The 21,048-nt window shown below is 73.8% G+C and carries 20 protein-coding genes and 1 tRNA gene; 10 read left to right on the forward strand and 11 right to left on the reverse strand.

Annotation, left to right across the window (positions count from 1 at the left end):
• Nucleotides 1–83 precede the first annotated feature (83 nt).
• The 3 genes from IR158_RS15820 to IR158_RS15830 are packed head-to-tail and all read left to right on the forward strand — an operon-like array spanning nt 84 to nt 1,716.
• Nucleotides 84–755, forward strand: a complete 672-nt coding sequence (locus tag IR158_RS15820; protein ID WP_291814452.1) for a response regulator transcription factor — start codon at nt 84–86, stop codon at nt 753–755.
• 49 nt (nt 756–804) lie between these two features.
• Nucleotides 805–1,566, forward strand: coding sequence for a deoxyribonuclease IV (locus tag IR158_RS15825; protein WP_291814454.1), 762 nt, complete (start codon nt 805–807; stop codon nt 1,564–1,566).
• The gene (locus tag IR158_RS15830) at nt 1,567–1,716 is read left to right on the forward strand and encodes a hypothetical protein (RefSeq protein WP_366928455.1); all 150 of its coding nucleotides are present in this window, start codon (nt 1,567–1,569) and stop codon (nt 1,714–1,716) included.
• A gap of 91 nt (nt 1,717–1,807) precedes the next feature.
• Here IR158_RS15830 and IR158_RS15835 read toward each other — a convergent pair whose 3' ends face one another.
• Entirely contained in the window at nt 1,808–2,698 is an 891-nt protein-coding gene (locus IR158_RS15835) for an SDR family NAD(P)-dependent oxidoreductase (RefSeq protein ID WP_291814457.1), read from the reverse strand.
• A 65-nt stretch (nt 2,699–2,763) separates the two neighbouring features.
• Nucleotides 2,764–3,501: an SDR family oxidoreductase gene (locus tag IR158_RS15840; protein ID WP_291814459.1), complete on the reverse strand. Its 738-nt coding sequence runs from the start codon at nt 3,499–3,501 to the stop codon at nt 2,764–2,766.
• A gap of 128 nt (nt 3,502–3,629) precedes the next feature.
• On the opposite strand from IR158_RS15840, the gene IR158_RS15845 reads away from it, so the two are divergent.
• The gene (locus IR158_RS15845) at nt 3,630–4,316 is read left to right on the forward strand and encodes a TetR/AcrR family transcriptional regulator (RefSeq protein ID WP_291814461.1); all 687 of its coding nucleotides are present in this window, start codon (nt 3,630–3,632) and stop codon (nt 4,314–4,316) included.
• A gap of 109 nt (nt 4,317–4,425) precedes the next feature.
• Here IR158_RS15845 and IR158_RS15850 read toward each other — a convergent pair.
• The 4 genes from IR158_RS15850 to IR158_RS15865 form a co-directional block, all read right to left on the reverse strand.
• Nucleotides 4,426–4,502, reverse strand: a tRNA-Thr gene (locus tag IR158_RS15850).
• A 76-nt stretch (nt 4,503–4,578) separates the two neighbouring features.
• On the reverse strand, nt 4,579–5,502 hold the full coding sequence (locus IR158_RS15855) for a thioredoxin domain-containing protein (RefSeq protein WP_291814463.1): 924 nt from the start codon (nt 5,500–5,502) through the stop codon (nt 4,579–4,581).
• Nucleotides 5,503–5,578: 76 nt separating this feature from the next.
• The gene (locus tag IR158_RS15860) at nt 5,579–6,115 is read right to left on the reverse strand and encodes a hypothetical protein (protein WP_291814465.1); all 537 of its coding nucleotides are present in this window, start codon (nt 6,113–6,115) and stop codon (nt 5,579–5,581) included.
• 61 nt (nt 6,116–6,176) lie between these two features.
• Nucleotides 6,177–8,378 carry a serine/threonine-protein kinase gene (locus IR158_RS15865; RefSeq protein ID WP_291814467.1) on the reverse strand — a complete coding sequence of 734 codons (2,202 nt, stop codon included), beginning with the start codon at nt 8,376–8,378 and terminating at the stop codon, nt 6,177–6,179.
• A gap of 111 nt (nt 8,379–8,489) precedes the next feature.
• Between IR158_RS15865 and IR158_RS15870 the strand changes: the two genes are divergently transcribed.
• The 4 genes from IR158_RS15870 (at nt 8,490) to IR158_RS15885 (ending at nt 13,522) form a co-directional block, all read left to right on the forward strand.
• A complete protein-coding gene (locus tag IR158_RS15870) occupies nt 8,490–9,929 on the forward strand; it encodes a trehalose-6-phosphate synthase (RefSeq protein WP_291814468.1) in 1,440 nt (479 codons plus the stop codon).
• Nucleotides 9,922–10,767, forward strand: coding sequence for a trehalose-phosphatase (gene otsB / locus IR158_RS15875; protein WP_291814471.1), 846 nt, complete (start codon nt 9,922–9,924; stop codon nt 10,765–10,767). Before IR158_RS15870 ends, otsB begins: the two co-directional genes overlap by 8 nt.
• Before the next feature lie 218 nt (nt 10,768–10,985).
• Nucleotides 10,986–12,110: a sn-glycerol-3-phosphate ABC transporter ATP-binding protein UgpC gene (gene ugpC, locus IR158_RS15880; protein WP_291814472.1), complete on the forward strand. Its 1,125-nt coding sequence runs from the start codon at nt 10,986–10,988 to the stop codon at nt 12,108–12,110.
• Between the two features lie 110 nt (nt 12,111–12,220).
• The gene (locus tag IR158_RS15885) at nt 12,221–13,522 is read left to right on the forward strand and encodes a DUF4032 domain-containing protein (protein ID WP_291814474.1); all 1,302 of its coding nucleotides are present in this window, start codon (nt 12,221–12,223) and stop codon (nt 13,520–13,522) included.
• 54 nt (nt 13,523–13,576) lie between these two features.
• On the opposite strand, the gene rlmB is transcribed toward IR158_RS15885, so the two are convergent.
• Genes rlmB through IR158_RS15905 form a run of 4 tightly spaced genes read right to left on the reverse strand, consistent with a single transcriptional unit; the run spans nt 13,577 to nt 18,027 of the window.
• Complete coding sequence (gene rlmB, locus IR158_RS15890) at nt 13,577–14,575, reverse strand: 23S rRNA (guanosine(2251)-2'-O)-methyltransferase RlmB (protein ID WP_291814476.1); 999 nt, start codon at nt 14,573–14,575, stop codon at nt 13,577–13,579.
• On the reverse strand, nt 14,575–16,014 hold the full coding sequence (gene cysS, locus IR158_RS15895) for a cysteine--tRNA ligase (RefSeq protein WP_291814477.1): 1,440 nt from the start codon (nt 16,012–16,014) through the stop codon (nt 14,575–14,577). Before cysS ends, rlmB begins: the two co-directional genes overlap by 1 nt.
• A 56-nt stretch (nt 16,015–16,070) precedes the next feature.
• A complete protein-coding gene (locus IR158_RS15900; RefSeq protein ID WP_291814479.1) occupies nt 16,071–17,309 on the reverse strand; it encodes an alanine racemase in 1,239 nt (412 codons plus the stop codon).
• A 13-nt stretch (nt 17,310–17,322) separates the two neighbouring features.
• On the reverse strand, nt 17,323–18,027 hold the full coding sequence (locus IR158_RS15905; RefSeq protein ID WP_291814481.1) for a TetR family transcriptional regulator: 705 nt from the start codon (nt 18,025–18,027) through the stop codon (nt 17,323–17,325).
• A gap of 143 nt (nt 18,028–18,170) precedes the next feature.
• Between IR158_RS15905 and IR158_RS15910 the strand changes: the two genes are divergently transcribed.
• Together IR158_RS15910 and IR158_RS15915 are read left to right on the forward strand one after the other, a co-directional pair.
• Complete coding sequence (locus IR158_RS15910; RefSeq protein ID WP_291814483.1) at nt 18,171–19,511, forward strand: D-arabinono-1,4-lactone oxidase; 1,341 nt, start codon at nt 18,171–18,173, stop codon at nt 19,509–19,511.
• A 104-nt stretch (nt 19,512–19,615) separates the two neighbouring features.
• On the forward strand, nt 19,616–20,536 hold the full coding sequence (locus IR158_RS15915; RefSeq protein ID WP_291814485.1) for an NADP-dependent oxidoreductase: 921 nt from the start codon (nt 19,616–19,618) through the stop codon (nt 20,534–20,536).
• Here the strand turns inward: IR158_RS15915 and IR158_RS15920 are convergent.
• Complete coding sequence (locus tag IR158_RS15920; protein ID WP_291814487.1) at nt 20,526–20,804, reverse strand: hypothetical protein; 279 nt, start codon at nt 20,802–20,804, stop codon at nt 20,526–20,528. The genes IR158_RS15915 and IR158_RS15920 overlap by 11 nt on opposite strands.
• Between the last annotated feature and the right edge of the window lie 244 nt (nt 20,805–21,048).

The following is a 21,048-nucleotide window of genomic DNA, read 5'->3' on the forward strand; positions in this document are numbered from 1 at the left end:
CCCCCACCCCTCACGTCGACGTGCGCCGAGCCGTCCGCGCACGTCGCAGGCGCAACAGCCCAGGCGTGACCATACTGGTCCGGATGATCCCTCCACCGTCCCGACGCCTGCGCGTCGCCCTCGTCGAGGACCAGCCCCTGTTCCGCTCGATGCTGGAGCGGACGATCGCCGACATGCGTGGCCTCGACGTCGTGGCCGCGGTCGGCACGGTCGCCGAGGCGCGCCGGATCCTGCAGCCTGGCGTCGCCGACGTCGTGGTGCTCGACATCGACCTGCCCGACGGCAACGGCATCGCGCTGGGCGTCACGCTGCGCCGCGCGCAGCCCGATCTGGGGGTGCTGCTGCTGTCCGCGCACGACGCGATGGACCTGCTGCTCGACCTGCCGCCCGATGTCGCGCACGGCTGGTGCTACCTGTCGAAGAACAGCGGCACGAGCGAGCAGGTCCTGCTGCGCGCCGTCCACGCCGCCGCCGCAGGTGAGACCGTGCTCGACCCGGCCCTGCTCGACCGGGTCTCCCCGCGCGTCGGGTCCGCGGTCTCACGGCTGACGCAGCGCCAGTACGAGGTGCTGCGGCTGCTCGCCCAGGGGTTCTCCAACGCCGGCATCGCCGCGAGGCTCGAGATCGCCGAGAAGTCGGTCCAGAACCACGTGTACGCGGTCTACTCGGCCCTCGGCATCGACGCCGAACCCGCGCGCAACCCGCGGGTGAGGGCCGCGCTGCGGCTCCTCGAGGAGACGGGGCCGTCCCTGTGATCCCGGCGTGCGGTCCGCACGCCCGTCCGTCCGGAACGAGGAGGTCGTCGTGGTGCTGATCGGGGCGCACGTGCGCGGTACGGAGCCCGTGACCGAGGCCGAGCGTGTGGGTGCGCAGGCCGTGCAGGTCTTCCTCGCCGACCCGCAGGGCTGGAAGAAGCCGGTGCGTCGGGAGGACGCCGACGCGCTCGTCGCCTCCGGGCTCGGCATCTACGCGCACGCGCCGTACCTGGTGAACGTCGCGTCGACCAACAACCGCATCCGGATCCCGAGCCGCAACATGATCGCCCAGCACACCGCGGCCGCCGCCGACCTGGGCGCGCGCGGGCTCGTCGTGCACGGGGGGCACGTCGGCGACGGCGAGGACGTCGCGGTCGGTATCGACAACTGGCGCAAGACCTTCGAGCGCGCGACGTTCCCCGTACGCGTGCTCGTCGAGAACACCGCGGGCGGCGAGAACGCGTGCGCCCGCACGCTCGACCGGTGGGCGATGCTGTGGGACGCCATCGGCGGGTACGACGTGGGCGTGTGCCTCGACACGTGCCACGCGTGGGCGGCGGGCGAGGACCTCGAGACGATCGTGGAGCGGCTGACGGCCATCACGGGACGCGTCGACCTCGTGCACGCCAACTCCTCGCGCGACCCGCACGGCTCGAGCCGCGACCGTCACGCCGGCTTCGCCGACGGCACGATCCCTCTCGAGCTCATCGCCCACGTCGTGCGCGAGGCCGGCTGCGACGTCGTCGTCGAGACGCCGGCCGAGACGCAGGCCGACGACATCGCGTACCTGCGCGAGGCGCTCGACCTCTAGATGTACTTCCTCGACCAGGGCGTCTCGCACGTCGGGGCCTGCCAGCGGCAGGACTGCACGCACAACGACCACCTCGGGTGCAGCGCCCCGTCGGTGCGGACCGGCGCGGGGCCCGACCTCGCCGACTGCCTGACGTCCGCCTCGCGCTGAGGCACGCGACACGGCGGCCGCACCCGGACCGGGCGCGGCCGCCGAACCTGCGACCTGTGGCGGTCTGCCGGCGGTCGCGTGCTCACGTCGCCTACGGGGCGGCCGGGTGCAGCAGCTCGGCCATGCCGAGCCGCTGCACGAAGGCGGCGCGCGCCTGGTAGGCCGCCCAGTTCACGTGCTCGACCCCTGCGTCGGCGTCGTCGACGACCGTGCGGAACGGCTTGGCCCCGAAGGGCAGGGCCAGGACCCGGACGACCTCCTTCGCCACACCCTCGGCACCCTGGAGCGGTCCGGGTCCCAGGAGCCCCGCGGTCGCCTGCTCGTTCGCGGCGACCAGCGGGTCGAGCACCTGGTAGGCGCTGGTCCGCTCGAGGTCGCTCGCACGGCCGGCGTTCGGGAAGTGCTGGGTGCCCTGCGTGATCGGGCCCGGCATGACGATCACCGTCTCGATGCCGAACGCGTTGGCCTCGTAGGCCGTGGTGACGGCGAGGGCGTCCATGGCCGCCTTCGAGACGACGTAGGGCCCGAGGAACGGTGGCGTCGTGACCGGGATGGTGCTGCCGATGTACAGCAGCGTGCCCGACCGCCGCTCGCGGAAGTGCGGCAGGACGGCGCGGTTCACCCGGTGGACGCCGATGGTGTTGACGTCGATCAGGTGCATGAGCTCCTCGGGCGCGAACGCCTCGACGTACCCGACGTTGAGGTGGCCTGCGTTGTTCACGACGACGTCGAGCCCGCCCGCCTCGGTGACGACCCGGTCGACGGCCGCCTGCACGGAGGCCTCCGACGTCACGTCCAGCTCGACGACCCGCAGGTCGACGCCGTCACGCGCCGCGGTGTCGAGGAGGCTCGCGGCACGCTCGGCGTTGCGTCCGTCGACGCCGCGCATGCTGGCGAAGACGGTGTGCCCGTCGGCGGCGAGGTGCCGGGCGGTGAGGTTGCCGATGCCCGTGGCGGCACCGGTGATGAGGATGACCGACATGACTTCCTTCTTTCTCTTCCTGATGGTGTGTCGTGGGTGGTGGCGGACGACCGGCCCCGCGGGACCTAGGCCTGGCCGCCGTTGACGAAGAGCGTCTGGCCGTTGATCCACCGCGCGGGGCCGGCCAGCGCGGAGATCACCTCGGCCAGGTCGCCCGGGGTGCCGATGCGTCCCATCGGGTTCTGGCCGGCGATCTGCTCGACGAGCTCGGCGCTCTTGCCCTCGAGGAAGAGCGCGGTCGCCGTGGGGCCCGGAGCGACGGCGTTGACCGTGACGTCGCGGCCGCGCAGCTCCCGGGCGAGGATGAGGCTGAGCGCCTCGACAGCCGCCTTGCTCGCGGCGTACGCGGCGTAGCCGGGGGTGCTCAGCCGTGTCACCGACGTGGACACGTTGATGATCGCTCCACCCTGTCGGACCCGCCGGGCCGCCTGCTGAGCGACCACGAAGGTGCCGCGCACGTTGGTGCGGTGCATGCGGTCCAGTGCGACGAGATCGATGTCCGCCACCGGCGCCAGGACCATGACTCCTGCGGCGTTGACGACGACGTCGACGCCGCCGAAGTCCCGTTCCGCCGCGTCGAACAGTGCGGCGACCGCGGCCTCGTCGGCCACGTCCGCCTGGACGGCGATGGCGCGGCCACCGGCGTCCTGGATGCCGCCCACTGCGGCGTCCGCCTCGGCCTGGTTGCCGACGTACGCGATGACGACGGCGAGGCCGTCGGCGGCGAGCCGCTCGGCAGTGGCCCGACCGATGCCTCGCGAGCCTCCCGTCACGATGGCGACGCGACCCGTTGTCCCGTTCATGTGGTTCTCCTCGACTGGCTGGTGCCGTTGATAACACCGCGACACTATCACCGCTACCTGCCACTGACAACATCGATATGTTGTCAGCGGTAGTACCGCAGTTATCGCCGGTCCGTTATCATCGCCAGGTGGCTACCCCATCGACCCGCGAGCGCATCGTCCGGAGCGCAGCAGCCCTTCTCGCCGAAGGCGGCCGCGAGGCCGTCTCGACGCGGTCGGTGTCCGCTGCCGCAGGCGTGCAGTCGCCCGCCATCTACCGGCACTTCGTCGACATGAGGGCGCTCCTGGACGCCGTCGCCGAGCACGGGTTCGAGGACTACCTGCTGAGGAAGGGTGCTCTGGCCCCCTCAGGAGACCCGGTCGAGGACCTCCGGCGGGGGTGGGACCTGCACGTGGAGTTCGGGGTGAGCCATCCCGCGCTGTACTCGCTCGCGTACGGCCAGGGGCAGCCCGGCGTGCAGACCCCGGCGGCAGAGAAGGCCTCCGCCATCCTCGCTGCGCAGATCAAGGCCATCGCTCTCGCCGGACGGCTTCAGATGAGTGAGGGCACGGCGGCGCACCTGGTCCACGCCGCGGGCTGTGGCGTCACGTTCACCCTCATCTCGATGCCGCAGGACCAGCGCGACCCGGATCTCTCAGCGCGTGCCCGCGAGGCGGCGATCGCGGCCGTCACCACCGATGGCGGCCCCGGCGACGTCGGCCGGGGGCGGCGCGGCACCGTCGTCGCGATGCGTGCCATGGCGCCGGAGCTCACCGAGCTCAGCGACGCGGAACGCGCGCTCCTGGCGGAGTGGATGGAGCGCGCCTCGCGGTAGGACCCCCGGCGACGTCGCGGGGCCGCCCTCCGGGGTCAGGGTGATCACGCGGTGTCGAACCCGGAGGTCCTCGCTCGTGTCGAGGACGTCCGTGGGCACGGCACCTGGATGGAGCCCCCTGTCGGATTCGAACCGACGACCTGCTGTTTACAAGACAGCTGCTCTGGCCATCTGAGCTAAGGAGGCGAGGCGGCCAGGGTACCGGCCGCACCGCCGCGGGCGCCCGCCCCTCGCGGGGGACGGACGCCCGTGGCGTGTCGGGTCAGCCCTTGGCGGCCGCGGCCTCGAGGACCGCCTGGGTGAGCGGACCGGGGTTGTACAGGTCGCCCTCCCACTTCTCGCCGTCGATGAGCACGGTCGGCGTGCTGAGGCCGCCGAGGTCCTCCCCGGCCTGCTGCGTGGTCGCCACGACGAACGGGGCGAAGCGGCGCCACGTGCCCTCGCGGGACTCCTTCTCGTCCTCGGAGGTCGCGACCTCGAACGTGCCGTCCACCGTCTCCGTGAAGCTGTCGACGACCTCCTGCGGGACGCCCACCTCGGTCGCGATCTCGGCGATCCGCTTGTCCTTCAGGCCCGCGGTCGCCTCCTCCGGCTGGTTCGCGAACAGGGCCGTGACGAAGTCGGTGAAGTGCTCCGGGTCCTCCGCGGCGACCGTGGCGGCGGCGTTGGCGGCCCGCGTCGAGTAGAAGGTGCCCTGCGAGTTGCCGTCGAGGAAGGCGATGTTCTTGTAGACGACGGTCACGCCCTCGCCGGCGGCGAGCGCCTCGAGCTCACTGGAGTTGGCGAGGTCGAACTTCCCGCACCAGGGGCACATGAAGTCGTAGTAGACCTCGACCACGACGTCGTCCTCGCCCCCTGCCTCACCGACACCTGCGGCACTGATCGGGATGCCGCCGGTCTCGTCGGCGACGTCAGGGGTGTCGATGTCGTCGAACGCCGGGGCGAGCGCGTTCTCGGACCCGCCGGCGAAGACGACGTCGCCGTACGCCTCCGCGTTGGCCTGGCCCTGGCGGACGATCGCGAAGATCACGCCACCGAGCACGAGGACGGCCGCGAGCAGGCCGCCGATCGCGATCAGCCGCGTGCGCTTCGCCTTGCGCTCCTGCTCCTGGCGCATCGCGAGCGCCTTGGCACGTGCGTCGTCGCGGCGCTGCGACTTGGTGGGACGGGGGTCGTTGGTGGGCATGGGTGCTCCTGGTCTCGGGTGCCGGTCCGACCGGCGGGGACGTGCGGGGCTGCTGAGGTCCTGCGCGGGGTGCGCGTCAGGGCGCCGGGGGCCCGCGACGCGGGCGCGCGGGGTCGTGCCCTCGATCGCGCCGCACGCGGACGGCGACGCCCGACGTCGGCAGGCCCGACCGTCCGGGGAAGGCCGGGAGACCCACCACCGCGACGGGGGGCACGAGGTGCGACGCGAGCAGGCCGACGACAGCGGCCACACCACGGCGCGTCACCACCCCGAGGCCCAGGCCGCACGCGGTCAGCAGGACGTGGGCGGCGACCACGGGCAGCGCGACGCTCAGCAGCAGCACGGCACCGGTCGAGACGGAACCGAGGCCGAGGGCGCCGTCGGGGCACTCGGAGGCCGAGCGCAGCACCGCCATGCGGACCCCGAGGGCCGCCAGCGGGCCCTCGGCGCTGACGCACTGGTGCAGCAGGACGCGTCCCTGCACGCCCAGCACGACGGACAGCACGGCGAGCACGCCGGCCAGGGCCCCGAGGAACGGGGTCCGGGCAGCGACGGGCAGGCGGGCACGCCGAGCCACGGGGGCTACCGCCCGCACCGTCGACGTCGCACGCACGGCACCAGGGTAGGGCCACGCGCACCGCGGGTCATCCACCCGCTGTCCGGCCCGGGAGCGGTCAGGGACGAGGGAGGGTGGGCGTCGACGCGGGCCACCAGGTGATCGGCGGGACGTCCAGCAGGCGGTCGGTGAGCACCACCGCGGCGACGAGGGCGACGACGACCACCACCAGGCTCCCCACCGGAGCGGGCGCGACGGCCGCCAGGGTCCGACGGGCGCCCGTGCGCGTCATGCGGGAGAGCGGCCCCCACCACAGGAAGGCGATCGCGAGGACCACGAGCGCACCCACGACCAGCACGGCCGTCTGCCCCTGCGGCTCCTGGCCGGGGGGCGACCCGCCGATCTCCCAGCGTCCCGACGCCAGCAGCCACCAGCCCAGCCCGCCGACGATGAGCACGACCGCTCCGCCGACGAGCACCGCCGGCAGCACGCCCAGGACCGAGCGCAGCAGGTACCAGGGCGTCGACACCGCGGCGAGCAGCCGGTCCCCCCGGCGCACGCCGCGCCGCTCACGGCGGCCGTGCATCGCCTCGACGGTCGCCCCGACGGTGCGCACGACGACGACGAGCACCAGGACCACCGCGATGGTCGCGACCGGGTACTGCATGCCCGCGAGCGCGGCGACCGCCCCGAGTGCGAGCAGCGACCCCCAGCGGCGGCGGGCCGGCGGACGCTCGTACCAGGGCCCCTCCTCGTCGGTCCACTCCGACTCGTCGACGTCCTGGTCGAGCCAGTCGACGCCGTCGGCGTCGTGCTCGTCGGCGTAGGTGCTGTCGTCGTCGGGGTCGGTGGTGCCGTCCCCGGTCCCGGCGTCCGGCGGTGCAGCGGGTGACGCGGGACGCCGCACCGGGACCGCGACCGTGCGACCGTCGTGCACGGGCGCCTCGGCCGGTGCCACGACCGCGGCGGCACCTGCGGCGCCCGCCGAGGTCCCGACGGCGACGGTCGGCAGCTCGTCCCGCGGCGACGGTGGCCGCTGCGTGACGAGCTCGGTCGGGAGCTCGTCCTCGTCCCACGCGTCGTCGTCCTCCGCGTCGGGGTCCTCCGCGTCGAGGTCGTCGTCCGCGGGGTCCTCGTCCGCGAGGTCCTCGTCCGCGAGGTCCTCGCCCGCGTCGAGGTCGTCGTCCTCACCACGGTCCTCGGCGACGAGGCCCTCGGGGTCGTCGACGTCGTCCACATCGGCCTCGTCGACGTCCTCCGCGTCGGCGACGTCCTCGTCCACCTCCTCGTCGGCCTCGTCGAGCGCGCCGTCCAGGTCGTCGTCCGCGAGCGGGTCGTCATCCGGGTCGACGCCCGCCTCGGCGCCGGTGTCGACGTCCGCGTCGTCCGGCGTCCCGGCCGCTGCGAGCGCGCCGGCACCGGCGGCTGCCGCTGCGGCCGCCACCGCGGGCCCCGACGTCTCACCGCTCGAGAGCGCGATCGTCGGCACCGCACCGGGCGGCAGCTCCCCCTGCGTCGCGACGGTCCGGAGCGCTGCGACCACGTCCGCCGGGTCCGTGCGGTCGGCGGGGGCGGGACGCAGGGCGCCCGCGAGCGCGGCGCGCGTGAGCGGTCCCACCCCGAGAAGGTCGACCTCGCCGGCGCGGGCGCGCGCCAGCACGGCCTCCACCGGCCGGCTGCCGAACGGGTCCCGCCCGGTCGCCGCGAACGCGAGCACCGCCGCCCAGCCCCACAGGTCCGTCGCCGGGCCGGGCTCCCCGCCGTCGAGCAGCTCGGGTGCGAGGTACCCCGGGGTGCCCAGCACGAAGCCCGCGGTCGTGAGGTTCGCGTCGTCGTCGACGCCCTGCGCGAGCCCGAAGTCGATGAGCACGGGTCCGTCGTCCGTCAGCAGCACGTTCGAGGGCTTCATGTCGCGGTGCACGACACCTGCGGCGTGCACGGCCGTGAGCGCCGAGCGCAGCCCCTCGGCCAGCAGCAGGAGCTCGTCGGCGTCGAGCGGGCCGCTCGCGCGCACGCGCTCGGTCAGGGTGTCGCCCGCCACCAGCTCGGTGACGAGGAACGCCTCGGTCGAGTCCGCCTCGGCGTCCAGCACGGCGGCGACCGACCCGTGCCGCAGACGCTGCAGCGCGGCGACCTCCCGCATGAGCCTGGCGCGCACCACGGAGTCCGACGCGACGTGCGGGTGCAGCAGCTTGAGCGCGACGGGCTCGCCGCCGCCGTCGACCGCGCGGTACACGGTGCCCATGCCGCCCGAGCCCAGGGGGGCGACGATCGTGTACCCGCCGATCTGGGACCCCGGCGTCAGACCGATCCGCTCCATGACGGGAAACCTAGCCGGTCGGGCCGACGCACGGCGCGGTCCGGCGCCCGAGCGTGTCACCCGTGGGACGACTAGGGTCGGAGACCGAACCACCCGCGAGGAGCTGATCCGGTGCCCATCGACGCGCCACACGACGGCCAGGACCTGGTCGTCGTCGCGAACCGCCTGCCGGTCGACGTGACCCTGGACGACCAGGGGGAGCCGACCTGGACGCGGTCCCCCGGCGGCCTCGTGACGGCGCTCGCGCCGGTCATGGCCCAGACCAAGGGCGCGTGGGTCGGCTGGGGCGGGTCACCGGGCCTGGAGCTCGAGCCGTTCGACGTCGACGGCACCGAGCTGGTCCCGGTGATGCTGACGGAGACCGACGTCGAGCGGTACTACGAGGGGTTCTCGAACGACACCCTGTGGCCGCTGTACCACGACGTGATCGCCCCGCCGCAGTTCCACCGGCAGTGGTGGGACGCGTACCGGCGCGTCAACGAGCGCTTCGCGCAGGCGGCCGCCGCCAACGCGGCGCACGGCGCGACGGTGTGGGTGCACGACTACCAGCTGCAGCTCGTCCCGGCGTACCTGCGGGCGCTGCGCCCCGACCTGCGCATCGGGTACTTCCACCACATCCCCTTCCCCCCGCTCGAGATCTTCGCGCAGCTGCCGTGGCGCAAGCAGGTGGTCGAGGGCCTGCTCGGCGCGGACCTCATCGGGTTCCAGCGCGGCGGGGACGCGGCGAACTTCGTCCGGATCGTGCGGCGGCTGACGGACCTGACGACGCGCGGGCAGATGATCACGGTCGACGAGGGCACCCCGACGCAGCGCCACGTGCGCGCCCAGGCGTTCCCCATCTCGATCGACTCGCACGCGTTCGACCAGCTCGCGCGCACCGAGGCCGTCCAGGAGCGCGCGCGGGAGATCCGCCGCGAGCTCGGTGACCCGCAGTACCTGCTGCTGGGCGTCGACCGGCTCGACTACACCAAGGGCATCCGCCACCGCATCAAGGCGTACGGCGAGCTGCTCGAGGACGGGCGGCTGTCGGCCACGCAGACCACGCTGGTGCAGGTGGCCAGCCCCAGCCGCGAGAACGTCGGCGCCTACCAGCAGCTGCGCGACGACGTCGAGCTGCTGGTCGGCCGCATCAACGGGGACCACGGGCAGGTGGGCCACGCGCCCGTGCAGTACCTGCACCAGTCGTTCCCCATGGAGGAGATGGCGGCCCTCTACCTCGCCGCCGACGTCATGCTGGTGACAGCCCTGCGCGACGGGATGAACCTGGTCGCCAAGGAGTACGTGGCGGCGCGGTCGGACGAGCGCGGCTGCCTGGTGCTCAGCGAGTTCACGGGCGCCGCGGACGAGCTGGTGGGCGCCGTGCTGGTCAACCCGCACGACATCGACGGCATGAAGGACGCGATCACGTACGCCGTGCACCTCGACCCCAAGGAGGCGCGCAAGCGCATGCGCAGGTTGCGACGCCGCGTGCTGACCCACGACGTCGCCGCGTGGTCGGGGCAGTTCCTGGCCGCGCTGACGGCCGTACCGGTGAGGGACGGGAATGCCTGACGCGCCGACGCCCGACGACGTCGTCACGCACGGCCCCGACGGGGGCGTGCCCGCCGACCTGCGCGACCGGCTCCTGGCCCTCGCCGCCGACACCGCGGCGCGGCCCCTGCTCGTGGCCCTGGACTTCGACGGCACGCTCGCCCCGCTCCAGGACGACCCGGCGGCCTCGCGCATCCTGCCCGCGGGCGTCGAGGTGCTCGCCTCGCTGGCGGGCCTGGACGGCGTCGCGCTGGCGCTGGTGTCCGGACGCGCGATGGCGGACCTGCACACGCTCGCCGAGGTGCCCCCGGGGACGTACCTGGTCGGCAGCCACGGCGTCGAACGTGCGCGCGTCACCCCGTTCGGCCTGGACCGCGACGTCGTCGAGCTGACGCACGAGCAGGCGGACCTGCTCGCCGGCCTGGGGGCACGCGCGGCCGCGGTGGCGCGGGGTCGCGACGGCGTGTGGGTCGAGACCAAGCCGACGGCCGTGGTGGTGCACACGCGCCTCGCGGAGCCGCAGGACGCCGTGCCGGCCGAGGCCGAGGCCGTCGCGCTCGGCACCGAGCTGGGGGTGGGCACGCTGCACGGCAAGGACGTCGTGGAGCTGACCGTCCTGCGGGCGGACAAGGGGACGGCGCTGCAGGCGCTGCGCCACGAGCTGGGGGCCCCCGTCGTGCTGTACGCCGGTGACGACGTCACGGACGAGCACGCCTTCGCCGCCCTCGACCCGCAGGACGTGACGATCAAGGTCGGGCCGGGGACGACCGTCGCGCGTCACCGCGTCGCGGACCCGGCGGCGGGAGTCGCCGCGCTGGCCGTGCTGCGCGACGCGCTCGAGCGGGCGTCGCGCGCCTGACGGACGGTCACGTGCACGGCACGCTGCGTCCCGGGCCTGGTCCTGCCCCACGTGTCCTGTGCCATACTGTCCGCGACCGGGGGAGGTCCGACGGACCCCCCTCGTTCCGTGTCAGCGGAGACACATGGGCTCAGCAGGCCCGCACCCGCGGACCTGCGTTGACACTCTTCACGACGGATCGTCCGGCACGTACCTGCCGGTGAAGGGAAAGTACAACCATGGCTACGGTCAGCTTCGACCACGCGACCCGGATCTACCCGGGCACCGAGCGTCCCGCGGTGGACGCCCTCAACCTCCACGTCGAGGACGGCGAGTTCCTCGTCCTCGTCGGCCCCTCCGGCTGCGGCAAGTCGACCTCCCTGCGCATGCTCGCAGGTCTCGAGGACGTCAACGCCGGGCGCATCCTCATCGGTGACCGCGACGTCACCGACGTGCAGCCCAAGGACCGGGACATCGCGATGGTGTTCCAGAACTACGCGCTGTACCCGCACATGACGGTCGCCGACAACATGGGCTTCGCGCTCAAGATCGCCGGCACCCCGAAGGCGGAGATCCGTCAGCGTGTCGAGGAGGCTGCCAAGATCCTCGACCTGCAGCAGTACCTGGACCGCAAGCCGAAGGCGCTCTCCGGTGGCCAGCGCCAGCGCGTCGCCATGGGCCGTGCCATCGTGCGTCAGCCCCAGGTGTTCCTCATGGACGAGCCGCTGTCGAACCTCGACGCCAAGCTCCGCGTCCAGACGCGCACGCAGATCGCGTCGCTGCAGCGCCGCCTCGGCGTCACGACGGTCTACGTCACGCACGACCAGACCGAGGCCCTGACCATGGGTGACCGCATCGCGGTCCTCAAGGACGGCATCCTCCAGCAGGTCGGCACGCCGCGTGACATGTACGACACCCCGGCCAACGTCTTCGTCGCCGGCTTCATCGGCTCGCCGGCCATGAACATCGGCACGTTCCCCGTGCTCGAGGGCTCGGCGTCGGTCGGCTCGTCGCGTCTGGCGCTCCCGCGCGAGGCCATCACGACGCTCACCGACGACGACCGCGGCCACATCACGGTCGGCTTCCGCCCCGAGTCGCTGGACGTCGTCCCCCAGGGCACGCCGGACTCGTTCCCGGTCGTCGTCAACATCGTCGAGGAGCTCGGCTCGGACGCGTACGTCTACGGTGCGCTGACGAACGACTTCGGCGAGGCGTCCGCGGTGCACTCCGGCGCCGGTGACGCGCAGATCATCGTGCGCGTCGACCCCCGCCAGGTCCCGCCGAAGGGCTCGACGATCTTCGTCCGCATCCGCCCGACGGAGCAGCACCTGTTCCACGCGGGCTCGGGCGAGCGCATCTCCTGACACCCAGCACCACACGCAGAGGCGGGTCCGGCGCATGCCGGGCCCGCCTCTGGCGTCTCGTAGGCCAGGGGTCGCGGCAGGATGTCGCCAGGACCTGAGAAGATCTGTGCATGAGCGTCACGGCACAACGCCTGCAGATCACGGCGGCGAACCCGGACCCCGCCCTCCTGGACCTGCCGTGGCACATCCCGCTGGAGGACTGGCCCTCGGAGACGCTGGCGGCCCTGCCGCGCGGCATCTCCCGGCACATCGTGCGGTTCGCGCGGCTGTCCGGGCGAGTGATCGCCATCAAGGAGATCGGCGAGACGGTCGCCTACCGGGAGTACGAGCTGCTGCGCCAGCTGCGCAAGCTCGACGTCCCGAGCGTCGAGCCCGTGGGGGTCATCACGGGACGTCGTTCACCCGAGGGCGAGCCGCTCGAGGCCGTGCTCATCACGCAGCACCTGAGCTTCTCGCTGCCGTACCGCGCCCTGTTCAGCCAGTCGCTGCGGCCCGACACGGCGACCCGCCTCATCGACGCCCTCGCCGTGCTCCTCGTGCGCCTGCACCTCGCGGGCTTCTACTGGGGCGACGTGTCGCTGTCGAACACGTTGTTCCGCCGCGACGCCGAGACGTTCGCCGCGTACCTGGTCGACGCGGAGACCGGCGACCTGCACGACGTCCTGACCCCCGGGCAGCGCGGGTACGACCTCGAGGTCGCGCGGGTCAACATCATCGGCGAGCTCATGGACCTGCAGGCCGGGGAGTTCCTCGACGAGGACGAGGACGCCGTCGGGATCGGCGAGGCGCTCGTCGTGCGGTACGAGGAGCTGTGGCGTGCGCTGACCGAGACGGAGTCGTTCGGGTTCGGCGAGCGCTGGCGCGTGCAGGCCCGCATCGACCGGCTCAACGACCTCGGGTTCGACGTGGGTGAGCTCGCCATCACGACGGACCTCGACGGCACGTCCGTGCGGATCCAGCCGAAGGTCGTCGACGCGGGCCACCACTCCCGTCGGCTCATGCGCCTGACGGGCCTGGACGTGCAGGAGAACCAGGCGCGGCGCCTGCTCAACGACCTCGACGAGTTCCGGGCCGCGACGGACCGGCAGGCCGACGACGAGGCGTTCGTCGCCCACGACTGGTTGACCGACATCTTCGAGCCCGCGGTGCGCAGCGTGCCGCGCGAGCTGCGCGGCAAGCTCGAGCCCGCGCAGATCTACCACGAGCTGCTCGACCACCGCTGGTACCTCTCGCAGCAGCAGCACCGGGACGTCCCGATGCCCGAGGTCGCGGCGAGCTACGTCGACACCATCCTGCCGACGCGCCCCGACGAGCACGCCGTCCTGGGCACCCGGGCGGAGGACCTCCGCGACGGCGAGCCCGGCGCCGGCGGTGCCGACGACGACTACGACCCGGATCAGGTCATCGGCTGACGCACACCGAGGTCGAGCGCGAGCTCGACCTCGGCGGCGCCGTCGGCGACGACGTCAGGCGCGCTGCCGGGCGACCTCGTACAGGGCGATGCCCGCCGCGACGCCCGCGTTGAGCGACTCCACGGCCGAGGCGATCGGGATCGAGACGATCGCGTCGCACTGCTCGCGCACGAGCCGTGACAGGCCCTTGCCCTCCGAGCCGACGACGAGCACCAGCGGGTCGGCGGCGAAGGGCAGGCCGCTGAGCGGCACGTCCCCGCCGGCGTCGAGCCCGACGACGAACACCCCGGCACGCCGGTAGTCCTGCAGGGCGCGTGTGAGGTTCGTGGCCCGTGCCACCGGCACGCGCGCCGCGGCACCGGCCGAGACCTTCCACGCCGACGCCGTCACGCCCGCAGCCCGGCGCTCCGGGACGAGGACGCCGTGGGCGCCGAACGCACCGGCGGACCGCAGCACGGCCCCCAGGTTGCGCGGGTCGGTGACGCCGTCGAGCGCCACGACGAGCGGAGCGGTCTGCGAGGCCTCGGCGGTGTCCAGCAGGTCGTCCGGGTCGAGGTACTCGTACGGCGGCACCTGGATCGCGACGCCCTGGTGCACGGCGCCGTCGGTGAGCCGGTCGATCTCCGCGCGGCCGACCTCGAGCAGGGGGTACCCCGAGTCGGCGGCGATGGAGATGATCTCGCGCGTGCGGTCGTCCGCCTCGAGGCGGGCCGCCAGGTACACGGTCGCGACGGGGATGCCGGCGCGCAGCGCCTCGAGGACGGAGTTGCGCCCCGACACGATCTCGTGGGTGGAGCTGGTCTTGCCGCCACGCTTGCCCTGGGCGCCGCGTGCGGTGCGCGCCGACGGGCGACCCGAGCCGCCCGGCGCCTCCGCAGCCTTCTCGGCCGCGACCTTGCGCTTGTGGGCGACGTGGTACGGGCGGTCCTCCGCCTTGGGCGTCGGGCCCCTGCCCTCGAGCGCGCGGCGGCTGTGACCGCCGGTGCCGACGCGGGCACCCTTCTTGGATCCCGCCTTGCGGGTAGCGCCACGGCGCTGGGAGTTGCCGGCCATCAGTCCTCCGAGTTGTCGGTCGCGGACGCGGCGAGCGTCCAGCGCGCGCCCGTCGGGGAGTCCTCCACGACGACGCCTGCAGCAGTGAGCCGGTCGCGGATCGCGTCGGCGGTGGCCCAGTCACGGGCAGCGCGCGCGGCAGCGCGCGCGTCGAGCTCCGCGCGGACGAGCGAGTCGAGGGCACGGTCCGTGCGGCTGTCGCCCCCGGTCGTGCTCCAGTGCGGCGAGCCCGGGTCGAGCCCCAGGACGTCGAGCATGCCGCGCAGCGTCACCATCGCACGGCGCGCGACGGCGTCGTCACCGGCCGCGAGCGCGGTGTTGCCGGCCCGCAGGGTCTCGTGGACGACCGCGAGCGCGGCGGGCACGTTGAGGTCGTCGTCGAGCGCGGCCGCGAACGGTGCCGGCAGGTCGACCGCCGTCACCTCGTCGGGCGCCACGGCGCCCACCCGCTCGGTGGCGCGCTGCACGAACCCGGCGAGCCGCTCCCACGTCGCCTCGGCCTCGGCCAGGGTGTCGTCCGTCCACTCGAGCATCGAGCGGTACTGCACGGCCGTCAGCGCGTACCGGACGACGGCCGCGGGCGCCTTCTCGAGCACCGCGGTGACGAGCAGGCCGTTGCCGAGCGACTTGCTCATCTTGGCGCCGCCCTGGGTGACCCAGCCGTTGTGGAGCCAGTACTGCGCGAACCGGTAGCCGGCCGCACGCGACTGCGCCTGCTCGTTCTCGTGGTGCGGGAAGCGCAGGTCGAGCCCGCCACCGTGGATGTCGAACGCCTCGCCGAGGTACCGGTGGGCCATCGCGGAGCACTCGAGGTGCCAGCCCGGCCGGCCACGCCCGTACGGGGTCTCCCAGGACGCCGTGGCCGGCTCCCCGGGCTTCGACGACTTCCACAGCGCGAAGTCGTGCGGGTCGCGCTTGCCGGAGCCCGCGTCCTCGGGGACGTCGGTCATGTCGTCGACCCGCTGGTTGGTCAGCGAGCCGTACTCGGGCCAGGAGCGGACGTCGAAGTACACGTCGCCAGGGCCGGCGGCGTAGGCGTGGCCGCGCTCGACGAGGCGGTCCATCAGCTCGAGCATCGCCGGGACGTGCGCGGTGGCCCGCGGCTCGTAGTCGGGCGGCACCACGCCGAGGGCGTCGTAGGCGGCGGTGAAGGCGCGTTCGTTGGCCAGGGCCCACGCCCACCACTCGACACCCGCCGCAGCGGCCTTCGCGAGGATCTTGTCGTCGATGTCGGTGACGTTGCGGATCACCGTGACACGCACGCCCTTGCGACGCAGCCAACGCACGAGCACGTCGAACGCGACGGCCGAGCGCACGTGGCCGACGTGCGGGGGCGCCTGCACCGTGGCACCGCACAGGTAGACGCCGACCTCGCCCTCGACGAGAGGGACGAAGTCACGCACCGACTGGGTGCCGCTGTCGAACAGCCGCAGGCTCACGCGCCCAGGCTACCGGCGCGCGGGCTCGCGCCCGACCGCAGCGGGCGCCCACGCGCTCAGCCGACGCAGACGCCCTCGCCGCGGTACGTCGGCACGGTGGCCTCGACCCGCTCACCCCGCACGAGGTGCACGTGCGTGAAACGCTCCATCACCTCGCCGGCCTTGGCGTGGCGGAACCACACCCGGTCACCGATGCGCAGGTCCGCCCGGGCGGGCACGCGCAGCGGCGTCTGCACCTCGCCCGCACCCTCCCGCGGGCCCAGGCGCAGACCCGCGGGCCACACGGGTCGCGGCAGCCGGCTCGCGGAGGCGGGACCCGACGCGACGTAGCCGCCACCGAAGACGGTCGCCCACCCGTCACCGGGCACGCGGACGACGTCGAGACCGAAGTAGGCAGCGGGGCGCGGCGCGAAGGCGCGGTAGCCGTCGAAGAGGGTCGGGACGAACAGGCCCGAGCCGGCCGTCACCTCCGTGACGCCCGGTGCTGACGCACTGACCTCGAGGCACCCGGTACCACCCGAGTTGACGAGCTCGAGGGCCCGGCCGAGCGCGTCGGAGACGGCGTCGACGACGTCCGTGCGCCGGCGCGCGAGCTCGCGCACCGACGCCCGCTTCACGAGCCGCACCGCGGCCGAGCTGTCCGGCAGCCCGGCGACCTGCGCCTCGTAGAACATCACGCCCCGGACCTCGAGGCACCCGCGCCGCTCGACGGCGGTCGCGAGCGTCGCGACGTCGTCCGGCATGCGCACGGGTGAGCGGCGGACCCCGAGGTGGACCGTCAACGGGCCGCGACCGAGCCGCAGCGACGCGTCCACGTCGAGGCAGACCCGCAGCCGCCGCCCGTGGCGTCGTGCGGCTGCCGCGAGCAGGTCGGCCTGGGCGGTGTCGTCGACCATGAACGTCACCGCCCGCGCCGCGTCGGCGTCGGCGGCGATCGCGTCGACGGCCGCGGTGTCGACCGTCGGGTAGCCCAGCAGCACGTCACGCACGCCGTGCGCGACGAGCCACCGCGCCTCCGCGGCGGCGTACGCCATGACCCCGCCGAAGCCGGGCCGTGCGAGCACGTCCTCGAGCACGTGGCGCACCCGCACCGACTTGCTCGCGACACGGACGGGCGTGCCCCCGGCGCGCCGCAGGACGTCGTCCGTGTTCGCGTCGAGGGCGTCGAGGTCGACGACGACCACCGGCGCGGGCAGGTGCGCCGTGGCCGCGTCGAGCCTCTGGCCGAGGGTGCGCGGGGCCACCCCGGGGGACCTCTCCGCGTCGCTGTGGCGGGTCGTCGTCGGGGCGGTCATGCCCGGTGCCTCGTCATGCCAGGGCAGACACCCCCGCCGGGACGGTCGGTGCGGCGAACGGGTGCACGTCGGCCGCGGGCTCGTCGGCCGCGGTGGTGCCCGTACCCAGCATGGCCGTCTCGTCGATCGGGACGGCGAGGGACGCGAGGTGCTCGGCGAACAGGCGCAGCCCCTGGTAGGCGGCGTCGTCGTCCCCGTCGACCAGCCACGCGAGCGAGAACCCGTCGATGGTCGCGATGATCGTGCGCGCCACGGTGTGGCGGGGCACACGCCACACGATGCCGGCCGCGCGCTCCACCTCCTCGAGGAAGCGCTCGGCAGCCGCCCAGCTGACCACGTACTGGTCGACCCCGACCTGCCGGAGCTCGGGGTGACGCAACGAGGTGGTGGTGAGCTCGTAGGTCAGCAGCTGCGGCCCGCGCGTGGCCCGGATGTTCGACCAGAGCTCCTCGAGGACCCCCAGGACGAGGTCGCGCGCCGGTGCGGACTCCGGCATCTCGGCGACGCCACGACCGAGGTTGCGCTCGGTGATGGTGTGAGCCATCGCACGCAGGAGCTCGTCCTTGTCGCGGAAGCAGTAGTGGACGACGCCCAACGACACGCCCGCTTCCGCGGCGACGGCGCGCACCGTGGCACCGTCGATGCCCTCACGACTCGCGACACTGAGTGCTGCTTCGATGAGCTGCTCACGGCGCTCGGCAACCGGCAGACGGTTCATGGCTTCCTCCTAGCGGACGCATCGCCACACACCCCCCCGGGTGCGGTCATATGCGTCTTCGGGATCATCTCATCGGTTGTCTTGACGATAGTCAAGACTTTCGTGCACTTGACTTGGACACTCGCCCAGCCGATCCTGCGAAGATGGGAGCACGTCGTGCCGGACGACCGGCCGGCTCGTGGCAGAACTGGGCTCGCACGCAACGCGCGAACCCGCGCAGGGTGGCACGTCCGCGCGACGTCGGCGAGCTCGTCCAGGAGGTGGGCGCGGCGACGGCCGCCGGGACCCGCCTGCGGGCCGTCGGTGCAGGCCACTCGTTCACGGGCGCCGCCGTGACCGACGGCGTCCACGTCCATCTGGACGCCCTGGCGGGGTTCGAACGGGTCGTCACGCGCCCGGACGGCTCCGCGCTCGTGACGGTCGGCGCGGGCATCCGGCTCGCCGCCCTGAACGCCGGGCTCGCCGCCCGCGGCCTGGCCCTGCGCAACCTCGGGGACATCGACGCCCAGTCCCTGGCGGGCGCCATCAGCACCGGCACGCACGGCACCGGTGCGCGGCTCGGCGGGCTCGCGACACAGGTCGTCGGCTGCCGTGTCGTCACCGGAACGGGTGACGTGCTCGACGTCTCGCCCGAGCAGGATCCCGACGTCTTCGAGCTCGCGCGCCTGGGGCTGGGGACGGCGGGCGTCCTGGCGTCCGTCACGCTGGAGGCGGTGCCCTCGTTCCGACTGCTGGCCCGGGAGGAGCCCTCGAGCCTGCACGAGGTCCTCGAACGGCTCGACGCCCTCGTCGACGGCAACGAGCACTTCGAGTTCTTCTGGTTCCCCCACACCGACCGCGTGCTCAGCAAGCGCAACAACCGCGCGACGGACGACGAGGACCGCCCGCTGTCCCCGCTGCGTCACCTCGTCGACGACGAGCTGCTGTCCAACGGGGTCTTCACCCTGACCAACAGGGTCGCCACCGCGCGGCCGACCCTCGTCCCCCGCCTCAACGCCCTCGCCAGCCGCGCGCTCACCGCGCGGACCTACACCGGCGCGTCGGCCGACGTGTTCGTCTCCCCGCGTCGCGTCAGGTTCCGCGAGATGGAGTACGCGGTCCCGCGCGAGCACGTGCCCGACGTCCTGCGCGAGGTCGACGCGTGGCTGCGCACGACGGGCGACCCGGTCCCCTTCCCCGTGGAGGTGCGCTTCGCCGCGCCCGACGACCTGTGGCTGTCGACCGCCCACGGCCGCGCGACGGGGTACGTGGCGGTGCACCAGTACCACCGCATGCCGTACCGCCGGTACTTCGACGCCGTCGAGCGGATCGTCGCGCAGGTCGACGGGCGGCCCCACTGGGGCAAGCTGCACGGGCTCGACCACACCCGCCTGGCGGAGCTGTACCCGCGCATGCCGGACGTGCGCCGGGTCCGCGCCCGCGTCGACCCCGCCGGCACGTTCCGCAACGCCTACGTCGACCAGGTGCTCGGGCCGCCGGCCTGACGGGCGCCTGTCGAGGTTTCAGGCGAACGAGCGACCCGCCCCGCCTGGTCAGCGAGGCGATCCGGCGTCAGGCTGGCCCGATGGCGGACGTGGGACGAGCGGTCGTGGCAAGCGCTCTCGGCGGGCCGGAGGTGCTGCGGGTCCTGGAGGTCCGGGCACCGGAGCCGGGGCCCGGCGAGGTCCAGGTCCGTGTCGAGGCCGCGGGCGTCAACCCGTGGGACTGGAAGTCGTACGCGCCCGGTGCGGGCGGCCGGCCGCCCGTCCGCCTCGGGCTCGAGGTCGCGGGCGTCGTGCAGGCGGTGGGACCGGGCGTGCGCTGGTACTCGCCGGGCGACGAGGTCGTCGCCTGGCCCGTCACCGGCGGGTACGCCGACGTGGTGACGGCGCCGCAGCGGGTGCTGGTGCGACGGCCCGACCAGCTCGGTGCCGTGCAGGCGGCGGGGCTCCTCGGGTCCGGCGTCGCCGCGGCGCACGCCGTGGCCGCGACCGGCGTGGCGGACGAGGACGTCGTGCTGGTCCACGGGGCGTCGGGGGGTGTCGGGCGCATGGCCGTGCAGCTCGCGGTGCTGCGAGGGGCGCGGGTGATCGCGACGGCGTCACCCCGGTGGCACGACTGCCTGCGGCGTTTCGGGGCCGAGCCCGTCGACTACGGACCGGGCCTCCTCGGCCGGGTCCGTGACCTCGAGGCGACGATCGGCCGCGTGACCGTCGCGATCGACGCGGTCGGCACACCGGAGGCGCTGGACACGTCGGTGACGCTGGTGACGGACCGGCGCCGCGTCGCGACGCTCGTCGCCCTCGACCGTGCGGCCGAGCTCGGGATCCTCGGCCTGGGCCACGGGGCAGGAGCCGATCCCGGCGTCGACATCCGGGACGCCGCACGCAGCCAGCTCACGGCCCTCGCGGCCGACGGCTCGCTGGACGTGCTGGTCACGGGCACGTACCCGCTCGAGGAGGCGGCTGCCGCCCACCGGCGCAGCCGCGAGGGTCACGCGGGAGGCAAGCTGGTGCTGGTCACCGGGTGACGCGCGGCTGGCTCCCCGTGACGCGCGGGTGGCTGCCGGTCACCGGCGGCCACAGGTCGGCCGGGGGGTCGAGCGGCGCGGTGGGGCGTGCGCTCTCGTCGACCTGCTGCAGGCCGGCGAACGTGGCCTCCAGCGTCTCCAGCGCCACCCGGTTGCGAGGCCGGACGGGCAGGGTCCGCGCACGCTGCGGCAGGCCGGTCGGGCCCGTCGCAGGCGTCGGCGCGTCGCGCGTGGGAGCGCGTTCGCTGTCGGTGGGTGGCGCAGTCACGTGGACGGACGGTACCGGCGATTCGTCCGGATCGCGACGCCTCGGGAGCCCTCGACCTCGTCACTTTCGGAATCGGTTCCGACAGTTCACCCGGGCGAGTGGCGCCCTGCCCACATCCTGACACGTGCGTCCGGGACCGCTCTCTGCGCTCCGCACGCCCCACAGGGGTGGCACGCGACCCGGCCCAGCACGCGTGGACGCACCCGGCCACCACGGCCCCACGGGGCCGACCACGGACCCCGCT

This window comes from Cellulomonas sp., assembly GCF_015234515.1.
GTDB lineage: Bacteria > Actinomycetota > Actinomycetes > Actinomycetales > Cellulomonadaceae > Cellulomonas.

Bases quoted from the DNA above. Each gene is read 5' to 3' on its own strand.
- IR158_RS15820 (WP_291814452.1), top strand. From the start codon at position 84: ATGATCCCTCCACCGTCCCGACGCCTGCGCGTCGCCCTCGTCGAGGAC.
- otsB (WP_291814471.1), top strand. From the start codon at position 9,922: ATGCCTGACGCGCCGACGCCCGACGACGTCGTCACGCACGGCCCCGAC.
- IR158_RS15830 (WP_366928455.1), top strand. From the start codon at position 1,567: ATGTACTTCCTCGACCAGGGCGTCTCGCACGTCGGGGCCTGCCAGCGG.
- IR158_RS15840 (WP_291814459.1), bottom strand. From the start codon at position 3,501: ATGAACGGGACAACGGGTCGCGTCGCCATCGTGACGGGAGGCTCGCGA.
- IR158_RS15900 (WP_291814479.1), bottom strand. From the start codon at position 17,309: ATGACCGCCCCGACGACGACCCGCCACAGCGACGCGGAGAGGTCCCCC.
- ugpC (WP_291814472.1), top strand. From the start codon at position 10,986: ATGGCTACGGTCAGCTTCGACCACGCGACCCGGATCTACCCGGGCACC.
- IR158_RS15905 (WP_291814481.1), bottom strand. From the start codon at position 18,027: ATGAACCGTCTGCCGGTTGCCGAGCGCCGTGAGCAGCTCATCGAAGCA.
- rlmB (WP_291814476.1), bottom strand. From the start codon at position 14,575: ATGGCCGGCAACTCCCAGCGCCGTGGCGCTACCCGCAAGGCGGGATCC.
- IR158_RS15835 (WP_291814457.1), bottom strand. From the start codon at position 2,698: ATGTCGGTCATCCTCATCACCGGTGCCGCCACGGGCATCGGCAACCTC.
- IR158_RS15910 (WP_291814483.1), top strand. From the start codon at position 18,171: ATGGGAGCACGTCGTGCCGGACGACCGGCCGGCTCGTGGCAGAACTGG.
- IR158_RS15885 (WP_291814474.1), top strand. From the start codon at position 12,221: ATGAGCGTCACGGCACAACGCCTGCAGATCACGGCGGCGAACCCGGAC.
- IR158_RS15855 (WP_291814463.1), bottom strand. From the start codon at position 5,502: ATGCCCACCAACGACCCCCGTCCCACCAAGTCGCAGCGCCGCGACGAC.
- IR158_RS15865 (WP_291814467.1), bottom strand. From the start codon at position 8,378: ATGGAGCGGATCGGTCTGACGCCGGGGTCCCAGATCGGCGGGTACACG.